Annotated in this window: 8 protein-coding genes and 1 pseudogene; 8 read left to right on the top strand and 1 reads right to left on the bottom strand. The window is 73.4% G+C overall.

Annotated features, from left to right (window positions below):
* Positions 1 to 8: 8 nt before the first annotated feature.
* The 5 genes from ACZ4Z1_RS24050 (at position 9) to ACZ4Z1_RS24030 (ending at position 6,733) form a co-directional block, all read left to right on the top strand.
* Positions 9 to 776 (top strand): thioesterase II family protein, encoded by a 768-nt coding sequence (locus ACZ4Z1_RS24050; RefSeq protein WP_468488673.1) that lies wholly within the window; start codon positions 9 to 11, stop codon positions 774 to 776.
* Between the two features lie 64 nt (positions 777 to 840).
* Positions 841 to 1,896 carry an aldo/keto reductase gene (locus tag ACZ4Z1_RS24045; RefSeq protein ID WP_468488672.1) on the top strand — a complete coding sequence of 352 codons (1,056 nt, stop codon included), beginning with the start codon at positions 841 to 843 and terminating at the stop codon, positions 1,894 to 1,896.
* A 59-nt stretch (positions 1,897 to 1,955) separates the two neighbouring features.
* A complete protein-coding gene (locus ACZ4Z1_RS24040) occupies positions 1,956 to 4,352 on the top strand; it encodes a type I polyketide synthase (protein ID WP_468488671.1) in 2,397 nt (798 codons plus the stop codon).
* 99 nt (positions 4,353 to 4,451) lie between these two features.
* Positions 4,452 to 5,315, top strand: coding sequence for a helix-turn-helix transcriptional regulator (locus ACZ4Z1_RS24035; RefSeq protein WP_468488670.1), 864 nt, complete (start codon positions 4,452 to 4,454; stop codon positions 5,313 to 5,315).
* Positions 5,312 to 6,733, top strand: a complete 1,422-nt coding sequence (locus tag ACZ4Z1_RS24030; RefSeq protein ID WP_468488669.1) for an FAD-binding protein — start codon at positions 5,312 to 5,314, stop codon at positions 6,731 to 6,733. Before ACZ4Z1_RS24035 ends, ACZ4Z1_RS24030 begins: the two co-directional genes overlap by 4 nt.
* Positions 6,734 to 6,844: 111 nt before the next feature.
* Here ACZ4Z1_RS24030 and ACZ4Z1_RS24025 read toward each other — a convergent pair whose 3' ends face one another.
* Positions 6,845 to 8,863 carry an AfsR/SARP family transcriptional regulator gene (locus ACZ4Z1_RS24025; RefSeq protein ID WP_468488668.1) on the bottom strand — a complete coding sequence of 673 codons (2,019 nt, stop codon included), beginning with the start codon at positions 8,861 to 8,863 and terminating at the stop codon, positions 6,845 to 6,847.
* Positions 8,864 to 9,421: 558 nt separating this feature from the next.
* On the opposite strand from ACZ4Z1_RS24025, the gene ACZ4Z1_RS24020 reads away from it, so the two are divergent.
* The 3 genes and pseudogenes from ACZ4Z1_RS24020 to ACZ4Z1_RS24010 all read left to right on the top strand — a co-directional run bounded on the left by ACZ4Z1_RS24020 (position 9,422) and on the right by ACZ4Z1_RS24010 (position 11,975).
* The gene (locus ACZ4Z1_RS24020) at positions 9,422 to 9,616 is read left to right on the top strand and encodes a hypothetical protein (protein ID WP_468488667.1); all 195 of its coding nucleotides are present in this window, start codon (positions 9,422 to 9,424) and stop codon (positions 9,614 to 9,616) included.
* Positions 9,617 to 9,704: 88 nt separating this feature from the next.
* Positions 9,705 to 10,853, top strand: a complete 1,149-nt coding sequence (locus tag ACZ4Z1_RS24015; protein WP_468488666.1) for a DUF2637 domain-containing protein — start codon at positions 9,705 to 9,707, stop codon at positions 10,851 to 10,853.
* Positions 10,854 to 11,269: 416 nt separating this feature from the next.
* Positions 11,270 to 11,975: pseudogene (locus ACZ4Z1_RS24010) on the top strand (SDR family oxidoreductase).
* Positions 11,976 to 12,203 lie beyond the last annotated feature (228 nt).

Here is a 12,203-nt window from a genome sequence, read left to right as displayed (position 1 = left end):
GAGCCGTGATGGCACGGAACACCACCACCGCCGGGTGGACGGAGGCGCGCTGGCTCGCCTGCCGCCGCAAGCGGCCGGACGCCGCCGTCGACCTGTACTGCTTCGCCCAGGCCGGCGGATCGCACGGCGAGTACGTCCGCTGGGCGGACGGCCTGCCGGCGGCCCAGGTGTGGGCGGTGAAACTGCCGGGGCGCGCCCCACGCGTCACCGAGGCGCCCTACACCCGGATGGACGACCTGGTCGGCGACCTCGTACGGGACGTCGCCTTCGGCCGCGACGGGCGGCCCTACGCGTTCTTCGGGCACAGCCTGGGCGCGCTGATCGCCTTCGAGGTCACCCGGCGGCTGCGGGCGGACGGCCGGGAGCTGCCGCGGCACCTGTTCGTGTCGTCCATGGCACCGCCGCCCTACGTCACCGCGTACCCGGTGCACGACCTGCCGGACGCCGTGCTGCACACCGAGATCGAGCGCCGGTGGGGCCCGCTGCCCGGCGGCGCCGGGGACGACCCGGAACACCTCGCCCTCGCCCTCGCCTGCTTCCGCGCCGACCTGGCCATCGCCGAGACGTACGCGTACGAACCCGGCGAGCCGCTGGACATCCCGGTGACCGCGCTGGTCGGCGCGGACGAGCGGGGGGAGCGGGACCTCGGAGGGTGGCGGGCGCATACGCGAGGGCCCTTCGCGTACCGCACGTTCCCCGGCGGCCACTTCTACCACCGGGAGCAGCGGGACGCGGTGCTGCGGCTCGTACGCGACACGCTCGCGCCCGGTACCTGAAGATGCGTGCCGGACCCACCCGAACTGTCACGCGCAATCAGCGCTGTAAAGACAAGGAGTTGCTGTGCGGTATCTGCCCTTCGGCCGGAACACCGGTCTCCGGGTGTCCGAGTACGCCCTCGGCACCGCCAACTTCGGCACCGTCTGGGGCGGCGGCGCCGAACGGGAAGAGGCCCGCAAGATGTTCGAGCGGTTCGCCGAGGCGGGCGGCACGTTCCTCGACACGGCGGACAGCTACCAGGTGGGCCAGGCCGAGCAGCTGCTCGGCGAGTTCCTGGGCGCCGACCGCGACCACTTCGTGGTGGCGACCAAGTACACCCTCGGACCGGCCCGCCCGCGCATCTCCAGCACCGGCAACAGCCGCAAGAACATGGTGCGTTCGCTGGAGGCCAGCCTGAAGCGGCTGGGCACCGACCACGTGGACCTGTACTGGGCGCACTTCCCCGACGACCTCACCCCGGTCGAGGAGATCCTCACCGGCCTGGACGACCTGGTACGCGCCGGAAAGATCCTTTACGCCGGACTGTCGAACTTTCCCGCCTGGCGCGTCTCCCGCGCGGCGGCCATCGCCGACCTGCGTGGCTGGGCCCCGGTCACCGGCGTCCAGATCGAGTACAGCCTCGCCGAGCGCAGCGGCGACCGGGAACTGCTGCCGATGGCCGAGAGCCTGGGCCTCGGCGCCGCCCTGTGGGCACCGCTCGGCGGCGGGCTGCTGACCGGCAAGTACCGCGCCGGCAGCCAGGGCCGGCTCACCGACTGGGACGGCCGGGGCATCCGTACGGAGGACACCGCACAGCGCACCCGGGTCGTCGACGCGGTCCTCGCGGTCGCCGAGGAGACCGGGCTGCCGGCGCCCCAGATCGCCGTCGCCTGGCTGCGCGAGCGCGCCGCCCGCAGCACCACCGCCCTGGTGCCGGTCATCGGCCCGCGCACCACCGCCCAGCTCGACGGCTACCTCGCGGCCCTGGACGTGACGCTGACGGCGGACCAGACGGCCCGCCTGGACCGGGCCGGCGCGGTCCCCCTCGGCCAGCCGCACGAGATCGGCGCGAGCGTCCTGGGCGGGGCACTGGGCGGCGACGCCGACCGCGTGGCCCGGCCCGCCACACCGGTGGCCTGATGACCGGCCGCCCCACCCGAACCCCCGGCACCCCACCACCCGCAGAAGGGCGACACGCCATGACGGCACCCGACCCGGCCGACGACGGTTGCGCCATCGCCGTCATCGGCATGGCCGTCCGCTTCCCGCAGGTCCCGGACGTACGGCGGTACCGGGAGAGGCTGGCGGCGGGGGAGTCCGCCGCCACCGGCGGACTGGCGGACGCCGACGCCTTCGACCACGAGTTCTTCGGGCTCTCCCCGCGCGAGGCGCTGATCACCGACCCGCAGCACCGGGTCTTCCTGGAGTGCGCCCAGCACGCTTTGGAGGACGCCGGCGTCGTCCCCGAGCGGTCCCCGGACGCCGTCGGGGTCTACGCGGGCGGCGGCGCCAGCCCGTACGCCTCGCTGCTGCGGCAGCAGCTTCCCGACATGCCCTACGTCGACGACTGGCAGATCAGGATCGCCACCGCCCACGACTTCCTCGCCACCCGCGCCGCGTACAAACTGCGCCTGACCGGCCCCGCCGTCACGGTGCAGGCCGCCGGGGCGACCTCCCTGGTGGCGGTGCACAGCGCCGCGCAGGCGCTGCTCGCGGGCGAGTGCGGGGTGGCGCTGGCGGGCGGCGTCTCGGTCGGTGTGCCGCGGGAGCGGTCCGGGACCGGGGCACGGGCGGACGGCTCCGGCGTCGGCGTGGTCGTCCTCAAACCGCTGCGGGCGGCCCTGGAAGCCGGGGACCACGTCCACGCCGTACTGCGCGCCTCCGTCGTCGGCCACGACGGCGACCCGGAATCCGGCTGCACCGTGCCGGGCAACGCGGGCCGGGAGCGCGTGGAGCGCGAGGCCCGCGCCCTGGCGGATGCCGCGGCGGACACGGTCACCTACTTCCGGACGGACGAAGGGGAGAACGCCGGCAGCGGCGGCACCGCCGGGGGAGTGGTGAGCGGCGCGGGCACGGACCCCGTGGCCGGTGTCGCCGCGTTCGTCAGGGCGGTGCTGTACGTGGAGCACGGCGCGCCGGTGCACGGCGGGGCACAGTCCGGCCCCCGGCGCGCGGGCGTCAGCGCGTACGGCGTGGGCGGCACCCACGCCCACGCCCTCGTCGAACAGGCACCCGCCGCGGCCGAGGAGCAACCCACCGCAGAGGACGACTGGCACCTGCTGCCCCTCTCCGCGAAGAGCGAGGCCGCCCTCGGCGACCTGACCGCGAGGCTGGGCGAACACCTCACCGAGCACCCGGACACCGCCCTCGCCGACACCGCCTGGACCCTCCAGACCGGGCGCACCGCCCACACCCACCGGCGCTTCCTGGTCACCGACGGCACGGCGGACGCCGCCGCGGCCCTCAAGGCGGGCCGGCGCCGCCGCCTGCCCACGGGCCGGGCGCCCGAGGAAGCCGCCCCGGTCGTCTTCACCTTCTCCGGGCAGGGCGGCCAGCACGTCGGCATGACCCGGGACCTCTACCGGACCGACGCCGCGTTCCGGCACGACATCGACACCTGCGCACGCCTGGCCCGGCCGGGCCTCGGCCTGGACCTGCGGTCCGTGCTCTACCCGGAGGGCGAGGCGGCGCATGCCGAGGCGGAGCGCGCCCTGAACCGGATCGGCGTCGGCCAGCCCGCCGTCTTCGTCGTCGAGTACGCGCTGGCGCGGCTGCTGATGCGCTGGGGGATCCGCCCGGCCGCGGTGACCGGCCACAGCCTCGGCGCGTACGCGGCCGCCTGCACCGCCGGAGTGTTCTCCCTGGAGGACGCGCTCGCCGTCGTCGTCCGGCGCGGACAGCTGCTGCAAGGGCTGCCCTCCGGCTCGATGGCCGCGGTCGGCCTGCCGGAACGCGAGGTGCTCGCCCTGCTGCCCGAAGGACTGACCGTCGGAGCCGTCAACGCACCCGACCAGACCGCCGTCTCCGGCCCGACCGCGCTGGTCGAACAGTTCGTACGCGACTTCCCGCGGCCGGACGTCGAGGCCAAGCTGCTGCGGATCGCCACGGCGGGCCACTCGACGCTGGTGGAACCGGTCCTGGACGCCTTCGAACAGGCCGTGGCCCGGGCGGACCTGCGGGAACCGGAGATCCCGGTGGTCTCCGACACCACCGGGGACTGGGCGCGCCCGTCCGCCGTCACGGCACCCGCCTACTGGCGCGCCCACATGCGCCGGCCGGTGCGGTTCGACCAGGTCCTGGCGACGCTCGCGCGGCGCCCGGCCGGCGTCCTGCTGGAGGTGGGCCCCGGCCTGACCCTCACCTCGCTCGCCCGCCGCCACCCGGCGCTCGCCGAGGGCTTCGAGGCGGTGCAGTCCCTGCCGCACCCGACGGATCCGACGCCCGAGCTGAGCGTGCTGCTGACGGCGGTCGGCCGGCTGTGGCTGGCGGGCGCCGAGGTGGACTGGGAGGCCGTGCACCAGGGGCGTTCCCGGCAGCGCGCCAAGCTGCCCGGGTACCCGTTCCGGCGTACGCCCTTCCTGGCCCTGGCCTCGTGACGCCCGCGACGGCGCGGCGCCGGCGGCCGCGGGAGGTGACGGGCGTCATGACCTCGGAGGTCATGGCCGATCTTCACGGGCGTCGGTAGGGTCGGCCGCATGGGAGTTGATCAACTGCCGAGGGCCGGTGTGCTGTTGCGCGAGTGGCGGCTGCGGCGCAAGCTCAGCCAGCTGGAACTGGCCCTGCGCGCGGACACCTCGTCGCGGCACCTGTCCTGCGTGGAGACCGGGCGCGCCCGGCCCAGCCAGAAGATGGTGCTGCGCCTGGCCCACCACCTGGACGTACCGCTGCGCGAGCGCAACAGCCTGCTGATGGCCGCGGGCTACGCGCCCGTCTACCGCGAACGGCCGCTGGAGGGCGAGGAGATGCGTGCGGTGCGCTCGGCGGTGGACATGCTGCTGGAAGGGCACGAGCCGTACCCGGCGGTCGTCGTCGACCGGCTGTGGAACGTGGTACGCGCCAACCGGGCGATGAGCGTCATGCTCGACGTGGCACCGGCGGAACTGCTGGCGCCCACACCGAACGTGATGCGGCTGGCCCTGCACCCCAAGGGGCTCCCGGCGCACGCGGTCGACTACGGGGAGGTGCGCGCGTACCTGCTCGGCGGGCTGTCGCAGCAGGCGCACACCACCGGCGACCCCGCGCTGAGCGCCCTGTACGACGAGGTCAGCGCCTACGAGGTGCCCGCGCACGAGGCCCCGGCCCCGCCGCAGGAGCGCGGACCGCGCGAAGCGGTGGTGCCGATGCGGTTCCGCACCCCGCACGGCGAACTGGCGATGTTCAGCACCATCGCCACCTTCGGCGCACCGGCCGACGTCACCCTCTCGGAACTGGCGATCGAGCTGTTCTTCCCGATGGACCAGCACACCGCGCGCGTCCTGCGGGAGCGCGCCGACGCCCCGGCCCCACCCGGCGGGCCCGGGGACCTCCTGACGAACCCGGTGGAAGGAACTGGACGATGACGGACACATCTGCGGTGTTCTCGCGCGCGCACGGCCTCGCGGAGGACCTGCGGACACTCGCCGGGCGTATGCGGGGCGAAACCTTTCGCCCCGAGGACGACGGGTACGACGAGGAGCGCACCGGCTTCCAGCGCAGCGTCAGCCACCGGCCCGACGTCATCGTCGGCGCGCGCTGCGCCGAGGACGTACGCCTGGCCGTCGAGTTCGCCACCGCGCACGGCCTGCCGGTGGCGGTCAAGGCCACCGGCCACGGCCCGGCCGTCCTCGCCGACGGCGGTGTACTGGTCAGCACCCGCCGCATGGACGGCGTACGGATCGACGCCGCCACCGCCACCGCCCACCTGGAAGCGGGCGCGCGCTGGGAGCAGGTCGTCCCCGAGGCGGGCGTGCACGGCCTGGCGCCGCTGAACGGCTCCGCGCCGCACGTCGCGGCCGTCTCCTACACCCTCGGCGGCGGCCTCGGACTGCTCTCCCGCACCTACGGCTACGCAGCCGACCACGTACGGTCGATGGACGTCGTCACCGCCGACGCGCGCCTGCGCCACATCACCCCGGACAGCGACCCGGACCTCTTCTGGGCCCTGCTGGGCGGCCGCGACAACTTCGGCATCGTCACCGGCCTGGAGATCGGCCTGCTGCCCGTCGAGCGGATCTACGGCGGCGGCCTCTACTTCGACGCCGAACTGGCCGAGCAGGCCCTGCTCGCCTACCAGGAGTGGACCCGCGAGGTCCCCGACAGCATGAACTCCTCGGTGGCGCTGTTTCCCTGCCCGGACGCCCCGGTCGTCCCCGAACCGCTGCGCGGCCGCTACGTGTGCCACATCCGCATCATCCACACCGGCGACGCCGCCGAGGGCGAGCGCCTGGTGGCGCCGCTGCGCGAGGTGGGCCCGCGCCTGCTCGACACCCTCGGCGACATGCCGTACACCGAGTCCGCGTCCATCCACAACGACCCGCCGGTCCCGATGCCCTGGTACGGCGACGACATCATGCTGGAGCAATTGGACGCGCCGTCGGTCAAGGCGCTGCTGGAGCTGGGCGGGCCGGACGCGGGCGTGCCGTGCATCCTGGAGGCCCGGCACCTCGGCGGCGCCCTGTCCCGCCGGACCGGCGCGCCCAACGCCGTCGGCCACCGGGACGCGCAGTACATGCTCGCCGTGCTGTCGCCCTTGGTGGGGCCCTTCACGACCGAGACGGTCCGGCCGGTGCAGCAGCGCCTGTTCGAGGCGTTCGCGCCACTGACCGTCGGCCGCTTCCTCAACTTCATGGGCTTCGAGGACAACGCCGCCCCCGACCTGGTGCGCAGCGCCTACGACCCGGAGGACTACCGGCGCCTGACCGAACTGAAGGCCACGTACGACCCGGGCAACACCTTCCGCCTCAACTACAACCTCCCGCCGGCGGGGCAGGGCTCCTGACACCCGTACGCCCCGCAGGGGCCCGCCGCACCCGTGCGCGGCGGGCCCCACCGCTGTCCGCGCCTCCCGCTTCCGGGGCTCGTCCGCCTCCGGGGCCCGCCGGCCGGGCCGCTACGACGGGCTGCCCTGCGGCTCCCCCTGCGGCAGCGACAGATGATCCCAGAGCTTCTGGCAGAACTGCCCGGCCGACCCGAACAGCCCCTGCCGGCACGACCGGTAGAACGAGTGGAGATGCTCCTGCTTCAGCACCGCCAGGCCACGCGACGCACGGGCGCCCCGGGCCAGCCAGGCACCGAGCACCCGGCGCAGCACCGACGAGCGGTCCGCCGTCGACTCCTCGCTCTCGGCCTTCTCCCACACGGTCAGCAGCATCAGCGACGGGATGGAGTAGACGAAGCTGCCCGACTCGTCCACCCCGCTCTCACTGAGGATGTGCGCGTCCACCAGCGCCTCCAGCACGTCCTCGGCCTCCTCCTCGGAGAGGTCCAGCGCCGCGGCGGTGGCCCAGACCGAGATCGACGGCGAACGGAAGAGCACCAGCCGCCGCAGCGCCGCCTGCATACGGGACGGCAACTGCTCGTAACAGGCGTGGAAGCGCTCCCGGATGTCCAGGCCGACGGTCCGCAGCTCGTCGAGCCGGCTGCGCGACGGATCCGTCATCCGGTCGGCCAGCCGGGCCAGCGTCCAGTGCGGCTTGGCCACCAGCCGCGCCCCCACCGCCCGTACGGCCAGCGGCAGCCGGTCGCACAGCTCACCGAGGAGCGCGGCCGCGGCCGGCTCGGCGGCGATGCGGCGCTCACCGATGATCCGCCCCAGCAGGGCCAGGCTGTCCGGCTCCTCGAACGCGCCCAGCCGCAGCACCCGCACCCCCGCCAGCGCGGTGAGCTGCTGGCGGCTGGTCACCACGGCCTGCGAGCGGCCGATGACCGGCAGCAGGGGGTGCACCTGCGCCGCCTCGGTGACGTTGTCCAGGACGACGAGGACCCGGCGGTCGGCGAGCAGATGCCGGTACTGCTGCACCCGTTGCTCGTACGTGGACGGCAGCGGCCCGTCCCACCCCAGCGCCCGGACGAACTCGCCCAGCACGTCGAGCGGGGCGCGCGGATGGTGCGGCGAGGAGGCGAAGTCCACGTACAGCCGCCCGTCCGGGAACGCCTCCGACGCGGCGTACGCGGCGCGCGCCGCCAGGGCGCTCTTGCCGGACCCCGGCGGGCCGGTGACCACCACCGGGCCGGCGCCGCGGCCCGCCGGAACCGGAGCGTTCAGCCACGCCGACATCTCGTCGAGCTGCGCCGCGCGTCCGGTGAAGTCCGCGACGTCCGGAGGCAGCATGGCCGGGACGCGCAGCGCGTACGGGCCGTCCGCCCCGCCGCGCACCGGTTCCTCCGCGGGCGCCGTACCGCAGCCGTTGTTCAGGATGTCCTCGAAGGCGGTGGTCAGCAGCGGGCTCGGGGCGACGCCCAGCTCGTCGGCGAGCACCTTGCGTCCGCTGCGGTACACCGCCAGCGCCTCCGCCTGGCGGCCGCACCGGTACAGCGCGGTCATCAGCAGCGCGCGCAGCCGCTCCCGTACGGGGAACTCGCCGACCAGCCGCGTCAGTTCCCCGACCACCTGATGGTGCCTGCCCAGGGCGAGGTCGGCCTCCGCCTTGTCCTCCAGCACGTTGGTCCGCGCCTCGTCCAGCCACTCCAGCTCACTGTCGGCCAGGAAGCGGGTCACGCCCCCGAGGGCGGGGCCGCGCCACTGCTCCAGGGCCGACGTCAGGTGCCCGGCGGCGTCCTCGAAACGGTGCTCCGCCAGGGCGAGGCCGCCGAGCGCGGACAGCCGGGTGAACTCCGCGTAGTCGACCGGGCCGGTGCCGACCCGCAGGGCGTAGCCGCCGGGGGCGCGGACGAGCGCGGCGGACGGTCCGAACAGCTTGCGGAACCGGGAGACGTAGGTGTGGATCTGGGAGCGCTCGGTGCTCGGCGGGGTGCCGCCCCACAGCACCTCGCTGATGGCGGCGTTGGAGACCACCTCACCCTTGGCGAGCAGTAAGGAGGCCAGCAGCGACTTGGGCTTCGTGCCGCCGATGGCCATCGGCCGGCCCTCGTGGAGTACCTCGACCGGTCCCAGAATACGGAACTCCATGGTCGTCGCTCTTCCTTTCGGCCGCTGCTGACAGGTCCGCTCCGGTGCAAAGGGGTGGCGCAGTTCCGCGGGCGCTCGTACGGGTGCTCGTGCAGGTGTCGTGGGGACGGGGCTCGGCCGTCCTGGTTCAACTCTCCTGAAAGTCTGGGCCTTTTGGGCTTTCATCACGGTGGAGACGCGGCTAGGAACAGTAGCCGGGCGGTTGGCCCGTTTCAACTGTGGTGAAAGATGTATGTGTGACTGTCCATCTCCGCGTACGCCGCCGTTGTCCGTGCCTGCGAGGAGCGGTGGAATGGTGTGGGAGAAAGCGCCGGTTTTGCCGGGTCTCCTGACGCTTTGTCGGGGACTCTCCCCTTATGGTGTTGTCGCTGGTCAATGACGCGTCACCGGGCGGCAGGGCGATGAGGCGGCCGTACGGTGCCCGGTCTGCTCGACTCGTGCCGGTGCGACTGCTTCCGGTTCCTTCGGTGAAGCACCGTTATGAGGAATTAGTTATCTTAATTCTCATTCGCCCGTATGCCGCAGTCACCCGCTGTGAGGCGCATTCGTTGACGACGTATGACTGAGACGATCCTTTCCCCCACGCGTCAGCTCGGCAGCTGGCAGCTGAGCTCGACCGTGCCCCGCAGCGCGCCCGACGTCCGCCCCGACGTCCACCTGCTGCGCCCCGGGCAGCGCGTCCGGCTGGAGTACACCGGCGACCTGCTGGAACAGCTGCTGGCCGCGCTCGACGGCATCGCGGACGGCCGCTGACGGCTCCTCCGGCGCCCGCCGCCCCACCGGGCGGCGCGTCGGCCGGCCCCTTCCCCACCGGCCACCACCGATTCCTGTGAGAGCTGTTGTGAACGACACCCCGCGGGTCCCCGTGCCGCCCGGTACCGGCCGGCACCGGCTGCCGCGCCAGAGTACGGAAGAGTCCGTCGCCTTCCCCGGCGGCATCCCGTACCCGCACGCAGGGCCCCTGGGCCAGGAGATGGCCGACGACGGGTGGGACGCCGCCGTCATACAGGAACTGGGCCCCGAACTGGCGGAACTGTGGGACACCACCGAACAGCCGCCGGGGGCAGGCGGCCCGGGGGCCGCTTTCTCCACTTTCTCCACGGCCGGCGAATCCGTCTTCCCGCCCGCCGACGGCGCCTTCCACCCTGACGGCGTCTTCCACCCTGACGGCGTCTTCCACCCCGACGGCGTCTTCCACCCCGACGGTGTCGTCTTCCATCCCGACGGTGTCGCTTTCCATCCCGACGGCGTCGTCCACCACCCTGACGACATCGGCTATCACCCGGGCGAGGCCGCCCACCACCGTCGGGAGACGGTCTTCCACCCCGGAGAAGCCGTCTTCCACTCCTCCGGGACCGTCTTCCACCCGGACGAGCCCGTGTTCGACCCCGCCGACCGGGCCGCACGGACCGCGGACGCCTACGGGGACACTTACGAAGACGCCTACGAGGACGCATATACGGACCCCCGCACCGAAGTCGGCACCGCTGCCGGTGCCGGCGACCGCGCCGACGACGGCGCCGCCCCCGGCGGCTGGCCCTGGAGACGCCTGCTGAGCGCGACGTCCGTGCTGATGACGGCAGTGATCGCGGTCGCCGTCGCTGCGCTGGGCGCGGTGGCCTCCTACCCGTCGCTGCGCGCGATCGCCGACGGTGTCGCACCGGCGGACATCGCGGGGCTGTGGCCGCTGCTGATCTACGGCCCCTGGGTCGTGGCCACCCTGTCCATCCTGCGCGCCCGTGCCTACCGGCGCCGTACGCTGCACTCCTGGGCCGTCGTGATCTTCTTCGCCGCCGTGGCCACACTGCTGTGCATCGCCCGGGTGCACCCCTCCCCGGCGGGCATCGCCGTGGCGGGCCTGCCGCCGCTGACCGTCCTGCTCTGCTTCCACCAGTTCGTACGCCAGCTCGACCTCGCCACCGCCCCGCCCCCCGCCGCCCGGCACGCGCAGAGCACCCGGGGCCAGCACCGCCACCGCTCCGGCGGGTGAGGCGGCGTCCCGCCGGGTGAGGCGGCCGTCCCCGTACAGCGGGACCGTCCCGCCCTCCAGGAGACCGGTGGCGAACCGGGGGATCAGCTTCTCCGGATGCTGGTACTGGCCATACACCTCGCCGGTCGAGGTGCTCCCCCCGGCACGCCGGTGCGCAGGGCCGCTTCGAGGACGTTCTGGGTGCCTGCCGCGTGTGGATGTAGTGCGAACCGATGAACCCGGCGCCGCCGGTGACCAGGACTCTCATGGGCTTCGTCCGTGGTGTGTCGTGGTGTCCGCCTTCGGGGTGCGGCCCGCGAACCCGTGCGCCGACGGTCGGCGCTACCCGCCACAGTCCGATAAACCCGCAATACCAGGCTTTTGCGGTGGTCCACACGCCACGTTGACGCGCCTTTCGTGCTCGGCTTCACTTTCCCGTGATCGCCGAAGACGTCCGCGTCGTCGGCGCCGCCCGCACGATCACGCCCGAGCCGAAGGAATCCGGCGCGCACGCGCTGTCAGGCGACCTGAGCACTGCCGACGGCGTCGCAGCCCTGATGGACAGCGTCCTCAACGAACTCGGTGGCACCGACCTGCTGATGAACAACGTCGGTGCCGGGGACGACGTGGAGCCCATCGGCCTCCGCGACACCGAAGACACTCAGTGAGCACGTGTCTTCGACCTCAACCTGCTCAGCGCCGTCCGTGCCGCCCGCGCGGCCCTGACCAGCCTGATCGAACGCCGCGGATCGATCGTCGACGTCTCGTCCATCAACTCCCGGCCGCCCGCTGCCGGTCCTGTCGCCTACAGCGCGACCAAGGCAGCCCTCGCCGCGTTGGGGCAAGTCCCCGGCCGAGGAATTCGGCTCCCGGGGAGTGCGCGTGAACACCGTCTCTCCCGGAGTGGTCCGCACCTCCACCTGGGAGGACCCTGTCGGCCTCGGCGGCAAGGTGGCGGCCGGAGCCGGAGCAGAGCACGCCGCATTCCTCCAGCAGATCCCGGAAGCCTTCGACATCACTACCGGTCGGATCACCGAGCCCGAGGAAGTGGCGGCCTCGATCGCATTCCTTCTCTCCGACGTCGCCGGCAACATCACAGGCGCGGACCACGTCATCGACGGTGGCACGGTGAAGGCAGTCTGAATCGGGGGGAGCACCAGCGAGACCCGCCTGAGTCTTTGTGGCGACGCGGGACGAGGTCACCTCGTCTTCCGCCGCCACAAGAAGTGACACGACCGTGAGACACCGACACCTGCAGGCGGTGTGGGGGGGGGGGGGGGGGGGGGGAGGGGGGGGGAGGGGAGGGGGGGGGGGGGGGGGGGGGGGGGGTGGTGGGGGGGGGGGGGGGGGGGGGGGAGAGGGAGAAGGAGA

It is taken from the genome of Streptomyces sp. NPDC030165, from assembly GCF_055573595.1.
This window is presented reverse-complemented; position numbering and strand designations above follow the sequence as displayed.